Consider the following 16,145-nt stretch of genomic DNA (forward strand, 5'->3'; position numbering starts at 1 on the left):
TCGCCTAATGAAAGCAGTAAACTGGAACCGGCCGGACGACGATTTTACGTTGATGTTCTGGCAGCAAAACATTATGCAGTTCTGGACCGACGACGAAATCCCCCTGTCCGACGACAAAATGGACTGGATCAAAATGACGGACGACGAGCGTACGGTCTACAAGCATGTCCTCGGCGGCTTGACGCTGCTTGACACGCTGCAGGGCGGCGTAGGCATGCCTAAGATCCTGGAGCATGTGGAAGGGCTGCAGCGCAAGGCTGTGCTCGGCTTCATGTCCATGATGGAGCAGATCCATGCCAAATCCTACAGCAGCATTTTCACGACGCTTGCCTCGACGGAGGAAATCGACGCGATTTTCCGCTGGGTCGAAGAAAACGAGCAGCTGCAGTTCAAAGCGAAGCAAATCGAGTCCTGGTACAAAAACATCAACTCCGATCAGGACCTGTACCGGGCCATGGCCGCTTCGGTTTTCCTGGAAAGCTACCTGTTCTACAGCGGCTTCTTCTATCCGCTTTATCTCGCCGGCCAGGGCAAAATGACGAGCAGCGGCGAAATCATCGACCTCATCATCCGGGACGAGAGCATACACGGCCTGTACGTCGGCCTGCTCGCCCAAGAGCTGTTCCAGACGTTTACCCCTGAGGAACAGGCTCAGCTGCAAAAAGAGCTGTATGAGCTGCTGGAGACGCTGTATCAGAACGAGGTCGTCTACACCGATGCATTGTACGCTCCGATCGGTTTGCAGGAGGAAGTCAAAACCTACGTCCGCTATAACGCCAACAAAGCGCTGATGAACCTCGGCTTCGAGCCTCATTTCCCTGAAGAGCCGATCAACCCGATCGTGTTCAACGGCATCAGCACGCATACGAAGCAGCACGACTTTTTCTCGAAAAAAGGCAACGGCTATGTGCGCGCGATCAACATCGAACCGCTGTCCGACGAAGACTTCGTATTTAACGTATAAAATGTCCGAGCGGGAATGCGCTAGGGATCATAACAATAAAAAAACAGGCGGCATAGGGAGTCATCCCTTGCCGCCTGTTTTCATTTGTTATTTAAACGCCGCGAACGGGTCGGTTCCTTTCGGAAGCAGCTCGCCGAAGCCGAAGGCATACGTCGGAAAACCTGCCGCGTAAGGCGCGATTTCGTACTGCTGGTAGAAGATTGCGAATCCTCCTTCTTTCAGATAGAAATCGGGTTGGTCCTTCAGGCCGGCGGTAACGTCGCTAAATGCCGTGTCCTTCGTTTTTTGCTTCAGCATGCGATCGAGTTTTTGCTTGTAATCCGGCGCAGCCTTCAGCAGATCGTCCAATCCGAGCTGTTTGCCGTCCTTCAGGGAGAAGGTCAGGCCTTCGCGGAACGTGCCGCCGTGCGCGCCGCCCGTGAAGCCGTATTGGTCCGTGACGATGCTCAGCACGCCCTCGCGGTTAAACGTCACCGCAAAGTTTTGCACGAAGTCGTACGTGTGCTCGATCTTGCCGTCCCGATGGCTTGCCTGCTCCTCGCTGCTTTTCGCGAATTGCTCCGCTTTTTCCTTCAATACGGCATTGATCTTCTGCTCCACGTCCTCGCCAAGCCCGCTCACTTTCGGATAATGGATGACGATGCTCGCGTTTTTGTTGGTTTTCGTGATCGTTTCGCTCGTGATGCCGATTTTGTTCATCGTCTGCTTGCCGAGTTCCAATGACTTCAGGGAAGGATTCCACGTCCCCTTGATGCCCATATAATCGCCCAGAAGCTTGAAAGGCACGTACAAGTGGCCGTTCAGGTTCTTTGCTTCATACTGGTCGCTGCCGCTGTTATCGTAAATGGAGTACCCGTTCAGATTAGTGCCGACGCCGTAATCGGACACCTCCAGATTCAGCTTCATGATGCCGCTGCCGACGCTGTACGTTTTCGTTCCCGGATTATAATGAAGCGGCAGGCCCAATGCGTCGCGAAGCACCGTGATCGGAATCATCGTGTTGCCGTTGACGATTTTCCCCTGATGCGTCAGCGTTTTGCCGTTAGCCTTCAGCGTTACCGCAGGCTGGACGTTTTGCTTGGCTGCCGTTTTGCCTGCAGGAGCCGCCTGCACGTTTCCTCCCGTTACGCTTGCTCCGCCAAACAGCACGCCGGCGGCCAGCACGGCCGCTCCCCACTTCATTCCTTTGTTCATCCTTAAAATCCCCTCTCTCCAAACATTGCCGCATATGTTAGTCATATGATCGATTACTTTCATTACCCATGGAACGATTATATAAAACTTGCCATGGCAATAGATGACAAACCCGGTTACAGTATTGTCGTTAACCAAGGGAAAAAGTATAAATTTGTTCATTTCTCCGGCTTTGTTCGGGAGCCGCGCTCTGCCGATGGTTATTTGGCCCGGGGGCGACGGTTATAGCCCTTCTCGTCGTAAGGCTGAAGTTTTTCCAGCCACGCTTTCTCCATCTGGGCCACCTTTTCCTTGTATACCCGCTGCTGCTCGAGATCGTTGGGCGACTGCGGGTCGGGGCGCAGCTCCTCCAAAATTTCAAAGGCAAAGGCATCCTCGCCAAGCTCTTTCCAATCCTTTTGCAATTCGGGACTGACGTGGTAGTTCGAAGCCAGCTTCGCCTTCTGGCCGTTTATCGCGCCGGGCATGTTGGTGCTGCTGGTCACGTAGATTTTGCCGCTTTGCTTGTTGCGGATTTGAAACACCCCCATCGGACGCGGCGTGTTCATATATTCGTTGACCAATTCTTTTCTGCGTTGTTGGTCCTTCATGTTTTTCTTCCCCTTTCCTTGGTTTTCAGGCTGTTTGGCCCAATATTGGCTTCCGTCCGGCTTGCGGTCCAAAAAACCGTATTCGATTAAAAATCTGCGCAGCGTGACGTAATCCTCGAAACGGGCTTCCAGGATCTGATTTACCTCATGCTCCGTGTAGGTATGCCCTGCCTCGAAATCGCCGGCAATGTGGCGCAGCACGGCCAGCCTGCGTTTCTCCTGCTTCGGAAAAGAAGTTAGCGGGCCTTCCGGCCCGGCCGTAAAATATTTGCTTATGATCTTCTCCCGTTCGTCTTCGGATATGCCCGGCGCTCCCGGCAGCTTGGACTGGGATGGCTTGGTTGGGACGGAAGCCGTCCGGCCGGCATTTTTCCCGCCTTCCTCCATCAGCTCCATGACCGCCAGAAACAATTTGGCCTGCTTCATTTTCTCGCGCAGCATAAAACGGTGGTTGCGGATCGTGGAAGTGCTCCCTCCGTCCAACTCGGCAATGATGTCGTGATCTGTGAGCCCCTGATGGAAATAACCAATCAGCTTGCGCTGCAAATCGGTCAGTCCCGTCATTTTTTTATCCAGGCTAAGCAAGTAATCGAGCATGGAATGATGTTGTTGCTGAATGTGGCGGCGCATCGATTTTTCCGCTTCGTAAAACACGCCCGCTTCCTGATAGACGATCCCCTTTTCCGTTTGGTATCCGCAGACAAGGCATGTGTACGTATCCAGCAGGGAATCCTCTTTGTACCCCCTCTTCAAATCATGAATATCCGCATTCAGCAATTCATCCGAAACGCTTTCCACCAATAAACAACCTCCTGAATTATTTATTATATATTAGACATTTTATATTATTGTCTATGTTTTATCAAATTTCTTTTTGTTTCAGCGCGCAAAAAGCCCCTCTCCTGATGGAAAGGGGCCTTGTTTCATATGCTTTAATCACGATTGACGGTTATTCCCGCCCGCTTTTCAGTTCGGTCCAGTAACGGTCGTAGACCTGAAGGGTCTCGCCGACGTCGCCGAGCCATTCGGTGCGTTTCAGTTCTTCTTCGGACAGGTTGATCATATGGTTGTTGCGGTATTCTTCACTGTGATAAGGCATCGCCTTGGCGTTCGGATCGCTGTAGCCGATGGACTCGTAGTTTTTCGCGCTGACCTGCGGATCCAGCATGTAGTTGATGAATTTTTCGGCCAGCTCCTTGTTTTTCGCGCCTTTCGGAATCGCGTAGTTATCGGAGAAAATCGTCGATCCTTCCTTCGGAACCACGTATTCGATATCCGGATTATCCTTGACGATGAAAGCGGCGTCGCCGGACCATACCGTGCCGATCCAGCCTTCCTCTTGAATCATCTTTTGCTTGATCGTGTCCGTATCAAAGGCCAGGACGCTCGGCACCAGCTTTTTCAGATCGTCAACGGCGGCTTTGATTTCGCCTTCGTTGGTCGTGCTGTTCGAATGCCCCTGCTTTTTCAGCGCCATGCCGATGACCTCGCGGTTATCGTCCAGCAGCAGCACTTTCCCTTTGTAGGCAGGGTTCCACAGGTCTTCCCAGCTGTCGATTTTGTCCTTCACGTATTTTTTGTTATACGCGATCCCGGTCACGCCGGACATGTAGACGATCGAATATTTGTTGCCCGGATCAAATGCCGGATTTTTCAGCGACTCCTGAATGTTGGCGAAGTTCGGGATGTTCTTCATGTCGAGCGGCTCGAGCAGCTGGTTTTTGATCATCGTGGCCACCATGTAATCGGATGGTTGGATCAGATCATAGCCGCCTCCGCCTGCTTTGATTTTGGCCAGCAGGTCCTCATTGTTTGCATAGGTGTCGTACGTAATATCGACTTTGTACTTGTTTTCGAAGTCCTTCAGCACGTCCTCGTCGAAATTGTCCGCCCAACTGTAAATATGAAGCGACTCCTTGGAGGAACAGCCCCCCATAGCGGTCAATGACAATGCGGCAATAGCCCCTGCCAGCAGCAAGCCGGCGATACCCTTTCTTTTCACAGTTACATATCTCCTCTCTTTCCGTTACTCCGTTTTTTAATTGGAAATGATGCGGTTTCCCGCCAGAATCGTTGTTAAATCGGAAGCATTTTGTGTTTTTTCTGCCCTTTGCCGCGGTTCAAAATAAACTGCGCAAGCAGGATCAGCACGACGCTCACCAAAATCAGCAGCGTACACAGCGCGTTGATCTCGGGCGAGATGCCCCGCTTGACCTGTCCGTAAATATAAATCGGCAGCGTGGTCGAGCTTGGGCCTGCGACGAAAAAGCTAACCATAAAATCGTCGAGGGACATCGTGAAGGCGATCAGCGCCCCGGAGACGATGCCCGGCATAATTTGCGGCAGCGTTACGTACCGGAACGTCTGCCAGCCGGTGGCGCCGAGATCGGAGGCGGCTTCCTCAAGCTGCCGGCCCATGCCCGCAAGCCGCGCCGTGACGACCACGTACACGTAGGACATGCTGAACGTAATGTGGGCAATAATGACCGTCGCTTTGCCAAGCGGGATGTGCATTTGGCTGAACAGCACCAGCAGCGACAAGCCCATAATGATGTCCGGGATCACGACCGGCAGGTACATCAGGCTGTTCATGCCGCCTTTCCACCGTTTGCCCACGTTCCGGAGAGACAAGGCAGCCAGCGTCCCCAGCAGCGTCGCCACGACCGTGGAAACGACCGCAACCGTCAAGCTGTTCGTGAGCGCCTCCATGACATGCCGGTTATCCAGCAGCGAGGCGTACCATTCAAAGGTAAATCCCTTCCAGTCTCCGCTTAACCTCGTATTGTTAAACGAGTACACGATGATAAGCAAAATCGGCACATAGATAAAAATCATCAGCAGCAGCGAATGAAGCCCCAAGAGGGGATGGCTTTTCTTTTTCATGCGGTCCCCTCCTTTGCACGGTCGGCCTTCGACTGCATGGCCCGGTTAAACAACAGGATCAAAATCAGCGACGTGACCACGAAAATAATGGACAGGGCCGAACCGAACGGCCAGTTGCGCGCCCCCAAATACTGCGACTGGATGATGTTGCTGATCATCATCGATTTCGCGCCTCCCAGAATGTCCGTGACGACGAACATCCCCGACGTGGACACGAATACGAGCACGCAGCCCGTCATGATGCCGGATTTGCTCTGGGGCAACGTAATGTGGCGGAACGCTTTCCAGCGCGTCGCCCCAAGATCGCTGGCCGCATCCAGCAGCCGCTTGTCCATCTGCTCCAGCGCCACGTAAATCGGCAGCACCATAAACGGTATGAAGTTGTATACCATGCCGAGCAGCACCGCCCCCTTGGTATACAGCATCTGCATCGGCTCGTGGATCCAGCCGAAATGCAGCAGGACCGAATTCACGATGCCCTGCGTCCGCAGCAGCAGCACCCAGGCATACGTACGGATCAGGAAATTGATCCAGAACGGAATCGTGATGAGGATCAGTCCCCAGGTTTGGATTCTAGGCGTTGCATTAGCAATGTAATAAGCCAGCGGGTAGCTGACGAGCAAGCAAACAACCGTCGTTACGACGGACAACACGAGCGTATCCCAATAGATCCCGAGATACAGCGAATCAAAAAAAGTCTTGTATCCCGTCAAGCTGAAGGGGAAGACAACATTGCCCAGCGTGTCGCGACTTAGAAAAGAAACGACCACCACGATGAGCATCGGAATCAGCAGAAACAATGCCGCCCAAAGCAGTACGGGTACCATCAAAAACTTCGACTTGTTCATGCCCCGATAACCACCTCGTCCTTCGGACTCCAGTTCACCCCGATCCGCTCGCCGATTTGCCATGGTCTTTCGTCCGTGAAATCCAGGGCGATCGTCACCGACATCGGTTCTTGGTCGAGATGGACCGTCAGCTTATGCACGTTGCCGAGGTACAACACGTCCTGAATGACCCCCGTCACGCGGGCGCCTTCCGTCTCGCGCACCGGACGAAGTTTCTCCGGCCGGACGGCAAAAAGCCCTTCGCTCGAAGAAAAAATGTTGTTTTCCCCTACAAAGGTCGCGGCGAACAAGGTTTTAGGCGTAGCGTAAATCTCCCTCGGCGTCCCCACCTGCTCGACCCGGCCGCCGTTCATGATGACGATCCGGTCGGACAGCATCATCGCCTCTTCCTGGTCATGCGTGACATAAACGAACGTAATGCCCAGCGAGCGCTGCAAATGTTTCAGCTCGGACTGCAGGTTTTTGCGCAACTGCAAATCCAGCGCGCCAAGCGGCTCGTCGAGCAGCAGCACCTTCGGCTTGTTGGCGATGGCGCGGGCGATGGCGACGCGCTGCTGCTGTCCGCCGGAGAGCTGGTGCGGATAACGCGAGGTCAGCGCCGTCAGCTGCGTCATCGCGACCGCTTCTTCGATCCGTTTCTTCTGCTCGTCCTTCGGAATTTTTTTCATTTTCAGCCCGAAGGCGATATTTTCTTCGACCGTCATGTGCGGAAACAGCGCGTAGTGCTGGAATACGAGATTCAAATCCCGCTGGTTCGGCGGCAGTTTCGTGACATTCTGACCTGCCAATACGACGTCGCCATGGGTCGGTTGCTCAAAACCGGCAATCATGCGAAGTATCGTCGTCTTGCCGCAGCCGCTGGGACCGAGCAGAGTCAGGAACTCTCCCTCCTCGATGTTCAGCGACAGCGGATGCACGACGATTTGTCCGTCAAAATGCTTTTCAACCTGGACAAGATCAATCAAGGTGCATAACCCCCTATCGGTGCTTCAGGATTCCTGGAATCCGGCTTTTTATGAAAAATATCATGGAAATCAAAACATGCTAAGAAAAAAAAGCCATATCCATGGGTATGGCTTACCAGGCTCAAACGATTCAATATTCGAAAGTTTCGCCGGTGATTCCGGCAATCCTCTTGCAAATTACAGAAATTCGCATATTCACTATACCGTTTTTTCCCCTTGGGTACAACACTTTTCTATAGGATTCGACAGGAAAAAGCTACATATGTACATTTCACGAAAAAACCGCCCCTTCCCGGCGAGCAGATGTATGCTCTCCGAAAACAGGGCGGTCGGTCTCCGCATGTTCGCGGTTACTTCAATTCATATTGCACGCTGAGCTGCGTCGAAACTTTCACTTCGCCTGGGGAAACGGCCGTGGAGTTCGCGGAATCGGCTGCGGTAGCGACGGACATTTTCGCTTCGTTAAAGATAACCGGATTGCTGACATCCCCTTGGCTGACGACAAGCACCATGCCGAGCTGGCGTTTGGCCGCTTTGGCAATCGCCCCGGCCTTCAGGTCGGCGTTGGCCATCGCTTTTTGAATGACTTGCTCTTCATACTGGTCGCGGTTTTCCACGGAGAATATCACATTGTCGATGTTATTCGCTCCGGCTTCGGAAGCATCGTCCAGAAGTTTGCCTACTTTGGAGAGATCGCGGTAGGAAACTTGAAGCGTGTGATGCGCCGTGTATCCCTTGACCTTTTGGCCTTCCTTGTCATTGTAAGTGTAGTTCGGCTGCACGTAGAAAGATACGCTTTGAATGTCCTTGTCCTCGATTTTCCACGTGTTTTTCAACAAATTGGTGATTTTCTGGATTTTTTCGGCATTGGCCTTTTGCGCGCTTTGGGCCGTTTCCGCCTGGGTATCCACACCGATCGACAAATACGCGATGTCCGGTTTGACCGAAATTTCGCCTTTGCCGACAACGTTAACGATGTTGCGCTGCACATCCTGATCCGCGTACGCGGTGGACGTCCCTGCGATGCCGGCCGCTCCGGCTCCCCCCATCAGCAAAGCGCCTGCAATCAGTACCGAACCTACGGGCTTGATCCATGTTTTCATTTTCATTGACCTCCTCATGATATCGAACAGTATTCCCAGGCGGACGCCTTCTTTTCGCGTTCACCTGATTTGTCTACTAGACGAGCGAGAGGGTGGAAAATGTTGCAGGTACGAATCTTTTTTTATCATAGATTTTTGCGGATTTTTTGCACGGGTTCTGCACGGAAATTCGTGGCCCTATCGGCTTCAGACCAATTCCTGCAGGCTTCCCTGCGCTTTTTTGATGCTTTGCAGGCTGTTTTCGTTGTTGCTCAGCAGGGATTGGAGCGTTGCGGTCAGCTGCTGCATGGCTGCGGAGGTCTGCTCGTTCACGGACGCCAGATGCGTCGTCGATTCGTCGATCGAACCCGAGAATACGGCGATTTCCCGGATGTTTCCGCGGTAGCCGTTCGATACGTTCAGAAGCGCCGCCACCGACTGCTCGATGGACCTGAAGGCTTCCAGCGTCTCTTCGGTCAGCACGCTGCTTTTTTGCATCCGCTCCGCAACCTGCCCCATGCGCTGAATCGTTTCGTTCATCAGGCTGGAGAAGCCGCCCATCTCCGATTGGATTTTCTCCGCCGAGCCCGATGCCACTTCGGCCAGCTTGCGGATTTCCTTGGCAACCACGGCAAAACCCGCCCCGTGTTCGCCCGCTCTTGCCGCTTCGATGCTGGCATTCAAAGATAACAGATTCGTTTGGTTCGCGATTTCCTGGATGGTGTGGCTGAATTCCGACGTCCGCTGCACCCGCTCGGTCAAGCTTTGGATGTCGGCCGACATGGCATCGATCTGCTCTTTGAAGTCCAGGATCGCTTCGTTCAGCAGCTCGACCTTGTCTTTGCCCGACTCGGACAACCGGTTCGTTTCCCCCGTTTGCTCAAGCAGCGTTTCGGCGGATGCGGTCATCTGTTTGACCATCATGTTCATCTGTTTGACCGATTCATTGATCGCATAAGTCGCATCTACCTGCGCCGTGGCGCCGCTCGAAATTTCCTGGAACGCGACGTTCATTTCCTCGAAGGACGCCATATTGTCTTCGACGCCGTGCGTGATGTCGGCCATGCTGGCGGTGACCAGCGTCACATGCTCCACCAAGCGCTCCTTCTGCTCCTGCTGTTCGGCCAGCAGACGTTCGCTTTGCTCGCGCGCTTCCTTCGTTTTTTTCATCAGCGTATTGGTAAGCCGCAGCAACAGAATGACCATGACCGACACGATGGCCATCATCAAAATCGCGGACTGCCTGTCCCGGGTCGGCATGACGATGCCGGTATCGGCGGTCACCAGATAAATCGTAATCAATAACGAATACAGGAGAATGATCGAAGTGACGGCAAGGCGAAGCGTGATCAGCGCAAGAACGATCAAGTAATAAACCGCGAACAGTGTGGCGATCGTAGGCAGCACGAACGTTTGAATGGCAACGTTCACGGCCATGCCGAACACGCTTAGGTACGCAATATACCGGATATGTTGTTTCCGAAAATGAAAATAAGCGAAAGCGGCGACCGACAACAGGTTGATCAAAAGACCCAGATTGGGCCAGCTGAAGACGCGGGCCGCGTCCATCGTCGTAAACGCAAAAAATGCCGAGATTGCCGCGGCAACCAGCAGAATCTTGTTTCTGTCATGAATGTCCTTTTCCTCGTACGATAAGGCCTTGCGGGCGTCCGCGCCTTCCCCTGAGGCGGCAAAACCCTGTTGATTTCTCCATTTCCCCATACCTTTGGTGACTCCTTTATCTATTGTTATTTGCAAAAAAGAGCGCTGCGCCATGGAACATGCAGCTATAGTATGATATCGGTTATCATGTCACTATTTGTAAGAGATAATGGAAAAATACGGATGCCCGTAAAACGCAAAACAGCCTTCTCTTCGAGCTGAAGAAAGGGCTGTGCTTTTCTTGGACATGACCGCAAAGCGGTTCATCCCCATCGTATGAATGAAACGGTTTATTGGTTTTCGAGTTCTTCTTTGCCTACAAGGCTTACTAAAGCGTTTACAGCCTGATCTGCGTCCGCACCTTCGGCGCTGATGATAATTTCCGTACCCGAACTGATTGCAAGGCTCATAATTCCCATGATACTCTTGGCATTCACTTTTTTATCATCTTTTTCCACGAAAATTTCGGACGAGTATTTATTCGCTTCTTGGACGAACAACGCTGCCGGTCTTGCATGTAGGCCCGTTTTCAGGCGGACGACTACCGGATGCTTTGTCATGGAAACCTTACCCCCTATTTAAGAAATCTGCATAGTTCTCATACCATATTTGGTAACATTATAACATTATAACATGAACGACACTAGAAGAAAAAACTAGCCGTTCCGAATCTTCTCGGCCATCTCGTCGATCTTGCGCAGCCGGTGGTTGACCCCGGATTTGCTGACCGTTCCTTTCAGAAGCTCGCCGACTTCCTTCAGGTTCATGTCCGGATGCGCCAGGCGGATTTCGGCAACCTCCCGCAGCTTGTCGGGCAGGTTTTCAAGACCCACCTCTTTCTGCAGAAGCTTGATGTTGTCGATTTGCCGGACGGCGGCACCGATCGTTTTGTTCAGGTTGGCCGTTTCGCAGTTGACGATCCGGTTTACCGAATTGCGCATGTCCCGCATGATGCGGACATCCTCGAATTTGAACAGCGCTTGATGCGCCCCGATCAGGCTCAAAAACTCGATGATTTTCTCGCCTTCCTTAATGTAAAGGACAAATCCCTTCTTGCGCTCGATAAAACGGGCATTCAGCTGAAACTCATTCGCCAGGTCCACCAAAGCCTTGCAGTGCTCTTCGTACATGGAGGAGATCTCCAAATGGTAGGAGGAGCCCTCCGGATTGTTCACCGAGCCGCCGGCCATGAATGCTCCGCGCAAATAGGCGCGTTTGCAGCAGTTCTTTTTGACCAGATCCGGATGAATGTCTGCACGGAACAAAAAGCCTTCCGAAACAATTCTCAGCTCTTTCAGTATTTCCTGAACGCGGGCCGGAATACGGACAATGTACACATTATTTTTCTTCAGGCGCATTTTTTTGCGGACAAGCAGTTCGGTATGGGCCTGAAAATGCTTTTTGATCAGCGTATAGATCCGTCTGGCGATCGCTGCGTTTTCCGTCGAGATATCTAAAATGACCTTCTTGTTCGAAAGCTGGACGGCCCCGTTCATGCGGATCAGTGCCGACAACTCGGCCTGTTCGCAGCAGGCGTCTGCTTCGATCATGGTCAATTCTTTTTTCGTCAGCGCCGCAAACGACACGGGTCTCACCTCTTTCGTAAAATCCAGTCCTGTACAAGCTGGTATATATGCTGGCTCAGCTTGTCGGCGTCATGCCGAAGATACGTCCGGAAAAGCACCAGCGTATCGGCAATGACCTTGTACCCGAGGCTTGTGACCTCGTCGTAGTCCAGTTCGACCGGCTTTGCGCCTTTTTCGGCGTATTTATGCTGAACCTGGGGAGGGATGTCCCCGCTATTTACAATAACATAATCAAACAAGTGTTTGCCAACATGGTCGTGAATCGCCTGAAGATGGTCGCTGACGGTGTACCCGTCCGTTTCTCCCGGCTGGGTCATCACGTTGCACACGAAAATTTTGATGGCTTCCGATGCCATGACCGCTTCCGCAAGCTTCGGAACCAGAAGATTCGGCAGAATGCTGGTATACAGGCTGCCCGGACCGATCAGAATCGCGTCCGCCTCTTCGATGGCCGCTACGGCCTCCGGCAGCGGTTCAACCTCCGAAGGCGTCAGGAACACCCGTTTGATCCGTCCGCCCGCTTCCGGGATCTTCGATTCGCCGGTCACGATCGTGCCGTCCTCCATCTCCGCCGACAGCACCACCGCCTCGTCGGCTGCGGGCAGCACGCGCCCCCGCACCGCGAATACGCGGCTCAGTTCCCGCACTGCCGTGACAAAGTCCCCGCTGATGTCCGTCATCGCGGCCAGGATCAGGTTGCCGAGGCTGTGTCCGGCAAGTCCGGAGCCGCTGCTGAAGCGGTATCTCATCATTTCGGACATGAGCGGCTCGACATCGGCCAGCGCCGTCAGGACGTTGCGGATATCGCCGGGAGGCGGCATTTGCAGCTCGCTGCGGAGAATGCCCGAACTCCCCCCGTCGTCCGCCACCGTGACGATCGCCGTGATGTCAAGCGGCATTTCCTTTAAGCCCCGCAGCATCACGGACAGGCCGGTGCCTCCGCCCATGACCACGATCCGCGGACGCTCTCTTTTTTGTACAGCCACTCTCATCACTTCCACTCTCATTAATGCCGATCACGTTCAGAATCGCGGTGACTGACCGAAACCGACTCCGTTTCGCTGGCGCCCAGCATTTTGCCCAAATATTCGGCGATCGCCACCGACCGGTGTTTCCCGCCGGTGCATCCGATGCCGATAATGACCTGGCTTTTGCCTTCCTTCCGGTACTGCGGGATCAAAAAGTGGAGCATATCCAGCAGCTTGGTCAGGAACGCTTGGGTTTCGGGCCATTTCATCACATAATCGTAGACCTCGGTGTCCTGCCCGGTCCGCGGCCGGAGATTCTCCACATAGTGGGGATTAGGCAGGAAACGGACGTCAAACACCAAATCGGCATCAATCGGAATGCCGTATTTGAAGCCGAACGAGGTGATATTGACCGATAGCGTGTTGCCTTCCAAATGGGAAAAGCGCGAAATGATTTTCTCCTTCAGCTGTGCCGGCTTCATGCTGCTCGTGTCGAACACGACGGTCGCGGAGCTTTTGAGCTCCTCCAGCATTTTGCGCTCCAGGCGGATCCCGTCGAGCGGCATGCCTTCCGGAGCCAGCGGATGCCGCCGCCGGGTTTCCTTATAGCGCTGCACCAGCACCGAATCCGTCGCCTCGAGAAACAGGATTTCGCAACGGATCGTAAAATGGTCCTTGATATAGTCCAAAGATTCGGATAATGCCGTAAAAAACTCGCGTCCGCGCAGGTCAATGACCAGCGCCACCTTTGCGATTTTGCCTTTCGACTGTTCGATCAGCTCGGCAAATTTCGGGATCAGCACGGGAGGCAGATTATCGACGCAGAAAAAACCGAGATCCTCCATGCTGCGTACCGCCAGCGTCTTTCCGGCACCCGACATGCCTGTAATAATGACCAGGGTGGCCATGCCAGGCGCGTTGTTTTCACCCTCGAGCATCAGCGTTTCCTCCCTTGGTTTGGTACTTGCACAGGCAACCTCGACGATAAGGTTCTGCCCCGGGTCCATTACCCTTCATGCATTCGCCCCCTTACGGGGACAAACGGAGATCCTTACGAACGGAGCAGCAATCCGGCGGCCCCTACGACGCCCGCGTCGTTTCCAAGCTGCGCAGGAATGATGGAAACGCCCTTCTGCAGCGGTTCCGGCGTCAGTTTGGCGAATACGTCGCGCACTTCGTTAAACAAAATGTCGCCGGCCTTGGATACGCCGCCGCCGATGATGAACACTTCCGGATTGAGCGCCGCGGCAACGGCGGCCATCGATTTGCCCAGATAGAAGGCCGCGCGCTTGACGATGCGAAGCGCTACCTCGTCCCCGGCTTTGGCCGCATCGAATACTTCCTTCGCCGCGATCTTCGTCTCCAGCGCCAGGGACGTTCTGTCGCCGCGTTCAACGGCATCTTTGGCCATGCGGATAATGCCCGTCGCCGAAGACACGGTCTCGAGGCATCCCATCTTGCCGCAGCCGCATTGAATGGCTTCCAGGTCCGGAACGACCGAAATGTGGCCGAGCTCGCCGGCAAGGCCCGAGAAGCCCTGGTAGATTTTGCCGTTAATGATGATGCCGCCGCCTACGCCTGTTCCGAGCGTGTAGCATACGCAGTTGTCGACGCCCCGTCCCGCGCCGCTCCAAGCTTCCCCAAGCGCGGCCACGTTTGCGTCATTGTCTATTTTAATAGGCTTGCCGATTTTTTCTTCCAAAATAGCACGAATCGGCACATCGCGGAAACCTACGTTTGGTGCAAAGATGATGATTCCTTCACGGACATTGGTAAAGCCGGCAACCCCTGCGCCTACACCCGCAAGCTGGTCCCAACTGTATGGGGACTGGTCAACAATATGACGCACATATTTCTCGATATTACCGATGACAACATCTACGCCTTTTTCCGTTTCTGTAGGTCCTTCATACGTTTGTATTAGCTGTCCTGATTGATTGCAGATGCCGACTTTAATGGCGGTTCCTCCTAAATCGACACCAACGTAGATTTGCTCAGACATGTTACAAGCCACCTTTTTTCCTCGATAATAGTTTGCTCCTACTGTACCCACTATAATTGAAGCCTACCTATCGGTCAAGAGATGTGAGAACTGTCACAAGCTGCCCGGAGTGCCCGTTTTTCGGGCTATACCGGCGTTTCGGAAGCGGTACGTCCGCCCCATGTTTCCTTCCTTTGCATGACAACTGTCACCTGCTTTTCGTGACAGCATACACGGGCGGGCCCGACTCTGTGCCGGTTGAAATGGAAGATATCGGAATATTATGCAATTATATTTCGGAAATCCTGAACAAGCTGGATGCCAAAAAACCGGATCGAAGCGATCTGTTTGGCGGAAGGAAACGGCTGGATTTAACGAACCCGAAAAAATAAGGGTATCCCTGAGCCGTCTAAAGGCTTGAGGATACCCCTTGGTTTGCGATCTTTCAATTACAGCGTGCTGCTCCAATCATGGACCATGCTGCCTTCGAGGAACTTCTCGCAGTCCATCGCCGCCATGCAGCCGGTTCCCGCCGCTGAAATCGCCTGGCGGTAACGCACGTCCTGCACGTCGCCGCAGGCAAACACGCCCGGAACGTTCGTTTCCGTCGTTCCCGGTTTGACGAGGATATATCCGATCTCGTCCGTCTCGATCTGATTCTCCAGGAACTTCGTGTTCGGCGTATGCCCGATCGCGATGAAAATGCCGTCCGCTTCAATCAGCTCTTCCTGCTGGCTTTCGTTGTTAAAGACCTTGAGGCCCTTTACGCCGTTATCGCCCGCAACGATCTCCTTCGGTACCCGGTTGAGCGCCCACTGGATTTTTTCGTTGGCGCGGGCGCGGTCCTGCATGATTTTCGATGCGCGCAGCTCTTCCCTGCGGTGCACCAGCGTGACGCTGGAACCGAAACGGGTCAGGAAATTCGCTTCCTCCATCGCCGAATCGCCGCCGCCGACCACGACGATTTTTTTGCCGCGGAAGAAAAATCCGTCACAGGTCGCGCACGTGCTGACGCCGCGTCCGACGTTTTCCTGTTCCCCGGGGATGCCCAGGTATTTGGCCGAAGCGCCCGTGGAAATAATGACCGTTTCGCTTTCCACTTCGCCCATGCCCTCGACGGACAGCTTGAACGGCCGCTTCGAGAAATCCACCTTGTTGACCCAGCCGGTCTTAAACTCGGCACCGAACCGCTCGGCTTGCTTACGCATGTTGTCCATCAGCTCCGGACCCATGATCCCGTCGGGAAATCCGGGGAAGTTTTCCACCTCGGTCGTCGTCGTGAGCTGCCCGCCAGGCTGCATGCCTTCGATGACAAGCGGCTTCATGTTGGCGCGGGCCAAATAAATCGCTGCCGTAAGTCCGGCAGGACCGGTTCCGATGATGATTGATTTGTACATTCCGTTAGCCTCCTTTAGAGCGAGT

General features: G+C 53.7%; 16 protein-coding genes. 2 read left to right on the forward strand and 14 right to left on the reverse strand.

Going from position 1 to position 16,145, the window contains the following annotated elements; all coding sequences use genetic code 11:
• The first annotated feature begins 7 nt into the window (after window positions 1-7).
• Window positions 8-964, forward strand: coding sequence for a class 1b ribonucleoside-diphosphate reductase subunit beta (nrdF, locus tag KI367_RS14995; RefSeq protein WP_212950632.1), 957 nt, complete (start codon window positions 8-10; stop codon window positions 962-964).
• An 87-nt stretch (window positions 965-1,051) separates the two neighbouring features.
• Here the strand turns inward: nrdF and KI367_RS15000 are convergent, their stop codons facing one another.
• From KI367_RS15000 to KI367_RS15060, 13 genes are all read right to left on the reverse strand, one after another.
• Window positions 1,052-2,158 carry a PdaC/SigV domain-containing protein gene (locus KI367_RS15000; protein WP_212950634.1) on the reverse strand — a complete coding sequence of 369 codons (1,107 nt, stop codon included), beginning with the start codon at window positions 2,156-2,158 and terminating at the stop codon, window positions 1,052-1,054.
• A 200-nt stretch (window positions 2,159-2,358) separates the two neighbouring features.
• Entirely contained in the window at window positions 2,359-3,546 is a 1,188-nt protein-coding gene (locus tag KI367_RS15005) for a DUF2087 domain-containing protein (RefSeq protein WP_212950636.1), read from the reverse strand.
• 151 nt (window positions 3,547-3,697) lie between these two features.
• Window positions 3,698-4,684, reverse strand: a complete 987-nt coding sequence (locus tag KI367_RS15010; protein ID WP_212950674.1) for a polyamine ABC transporter substrate-binding protein — start codon at window positions 4,682-4,684, stop codon at window positions 3,698-3,700.
• Window positions 4,685-4,824: 140 nt separating this feature from the next.
• Window positions 4,825-5,631: an ABC transporter permease gene (locus tag KI367_RS15015; RefSeq protein ID WP_036711019.1), complete on the reverse strand. Its 807-nt coding sequence runs from the start codon at window positions 5,629-5,631 to the stop codon at window positions 4,825-4,827.
• Entirely contained in the window at window positions 5,628-6,479 is an 852-nt protein-coding gene (locus tag KI367_RS15020) for an ABC transporter permease (RefSeq protein WP_036711016.1), read from the reverse strand. The genes KI367_RS15015 and KI367_RS15020 overlap by 4 nt, the downstream gene beginning before the upstream one ends.
• Window positions 6,476-7,444 carry an ABC transporter ATP-binding protein gene (locus tag KI367_RS15025; protein WP_036711009.1) on the reverse strand — a complete coding sequence of 323 codons (969 nt, stop codon included), beginning with the start codon at window positions 7,442-7,444 and terminating at the stop codon, window positions 6,476-6,478. Before KI367_RS15025 ends, KI367_RS15020 begins: the two co-directional genes overlap by 4 nt.
• 350 nt (window positions 7,445-7,794) lie before the next feature.
• Window positions 7,795-8,547, reverse strand: coding sequence for an SIMPL domain-containing protein (locus tag KI367_RS15030; protein WP_212950638.1), 753 nt, complete (start codon window positions 8,545-8,547; stop codon window positions 7,795-7,797).
• A gap of 186 nt (window positions 8,548-8,733) precedes the next feature.
• On the reverse strand, window positions 8,734-10,248 hold the full coding sequence (locus KI367_RS15035; protein ID WP_212950639.1) for a methyl-accepting chemotaxis protein: 1,515 nt from the start codon (window positions 10,246-10,248) through the stop codon (window positions 8,734-8,736).
• A 230-nt stretch (window positions 10,249-10,478) separates the two neighbouring features.
• Window positions 10,479-10,748: an HPr family phosphocarrier protein gene (locus tag KI367_RS15040; RefSeq protein WP_036711002.1), complete on the reverse strand. Its 270-nt coding sequence runs from the start codon at window positions 10,746-10,748 to the stop codon at window positions 10,479-10,481.
• Between the two features lie 96 nt (window positions 10,749-10,844).
• Entirely contained in the window at window positions 10,845-11,774 is a 930-nt protein-coding gene (gene whiA, locus KI367_RS15045) for a DNA-binding protein WhiA (protein WP_036710998.1), read from the reverse strand.
• Window positions 11,775-11,779: 5 nt separating this feature from the next.
• Window positions 11,780-12,766, reverse strand: coding sequence for a gluconeogenesis morphogenetic factor MgfK (gene mgfK / locus KI367_RS15050; RefSeq protein WP_036710995.1), 987 nt, complete (start codon window positions 12,764-12,766; stop codon window positions 11,780-11,782).
• A gap of 14 nt (window positions 12,767-12,780) precedes the next feature.
• Window positions 12,781-13,680 (reverse strand): RNase adapter RapZ, encoded by a 900-nt coding sequence (rapZ, locus tag KI367_RS15055; protein ID WP_036711144.1) that lies wholly within the window; start codon window positions 13,678-13,680, stop codon window positions 12,781-12,783.
• Between the two features lie 113 nt (window positions 13,681-13,793).
• Window positions 13,794-14,744 (reverse strand): ROK family glucokinase, encoded by a 951-nt coding sequence (locus KI367_RS15060; protein WP_212950642.1) that lies wholly within the window; start codon window positions 14,742-14,744, stop codon window positions 13,794-13,796.
• A 230-nt stretch (window positions 14,745-14,974) separates the two neighbouring features.
• Here KI367_RS15060 and KI367_RS15065 point away from each other — a divergent pair, with 230 nt between their 5' ends.
• Complete coding sequence (locus KI367_RS15065; RefSeq protein ID WP_212950644.1) at window positions 14,975-15,115, forward strand: hypothetical protein; 141 nt, start codon at window positions 14,975-14,977, stop codon at window positions 15,113-15,115.
• A gap of 57 nt (window positions 15,116-15,172) precedes the next feature.
• Here the strand turns inward: KI367_RS15065 and trxB are convergent, their stop codons facing one another.
• A complete protein-coding gene (gene trxB / locus KI367_RS15070) occupies window positions 15,173-16,120 on the reverse strand; it encodes a thioredoxin-disulfide reductase (protein ID WP_212950646.1) in 948 nt (315 codons plus the stop codon).
• Window positions 16,121-16,145: the final 25 nt, after the last annotated feature.

The organism is Paenibacillus cookii, assembly GCF_018333375.1.
GTDB lineage: Bacteria > Bacillota > Bacilli > Paenibacillales > Paenibacillaceae > Paenibacillus_AQ > Paenibacillus_AQ cookii.

Bases quoted from the DNA above. Each gene is read 5' to 3' on its own strand.
- nrdF (WP_212950632.1), top strand. From the start codon at position 8: ATGAAAGCAGTAAACTGGAACCGGCCGGACGACGATTTTACGTTGATG.
- KI367_RS15000 (WP_212950634.1), bottom strand. From the start codon at position 2,158: ATGAACAAAGGAATGAAGTGGGGAGCGGCCGTGCTGGCCGCCGGCGTG.
- KI367_RS15010 (WP_212950674.1), bottom strand. From the start codon at position 4,684: ATGGGGGGCTGTTCCTCCAAGGAGTCGCTTCATATTTACAGTTGGGCG.
- KI367_RS15015 (WP_036711019.1), bottom strand. From the start codon at position 5,631: ATGAAAAAGAAAAGCCATCCCCTCTTGGGGCTTCATTCGCTGCTGCTG.
- KI367_RS15020 (WP_036711016.1), bottom strand. From the start codon at position 6,479: ATGAACAAGTCGAAGTTTTTGATGGTACCCGTACTGCTTTGGGCGGCA.
- KI367_RS15030 (WP_212950638.1), bottom strand. From the start codon at position 8,547: ATGAAAACATGGATCAAGCCCGTAGGTTCGGTACTGATTGCAGGCGCT.
- KI367_RS15035 (WP_212950639.1), bottom strand. From the start codon at position 10,248: ATGGGGAAATGGAGAAATCAACAGGGTTTTGCCGCCTCAGGGGAAGGC.
- KI367_RS15040 (WP_036711002.1), bottom strand. From the start codon at position 10,748: ATGACAAAGCATCCGGTAGTCGTCCGCCTGAAAACGGGCCTACATGCA.
- mgfK (WP_036710995.1), bottom strand. From the start codon at position 12,766: ATGAGAGTGGCTGTACAAAAAAGAGAGCGTCCGCGGATCGTGGTCATG.
- rapZ (WP_036711144.1), bottom strand. From the start codon at position 13,680: ATGCTCGAGGGTGAAAACAACGCGCCTGGCATGGCCACCCTGGTCATT.
- KI367_RS15060 (WP_212950642.1), bottom strand. From the start codon at position 14,744: ATGTCTGAGCAAATCTACGTTGGTGTCGATTTAGGAGGAACCGCCATT.
- trxB (WP_212950646.1), bottom strand. From the start codon at position 16,120: ATGTACAAATCAATCATCATCGGAACCGGTCCTGCCGGACTTACGGCA.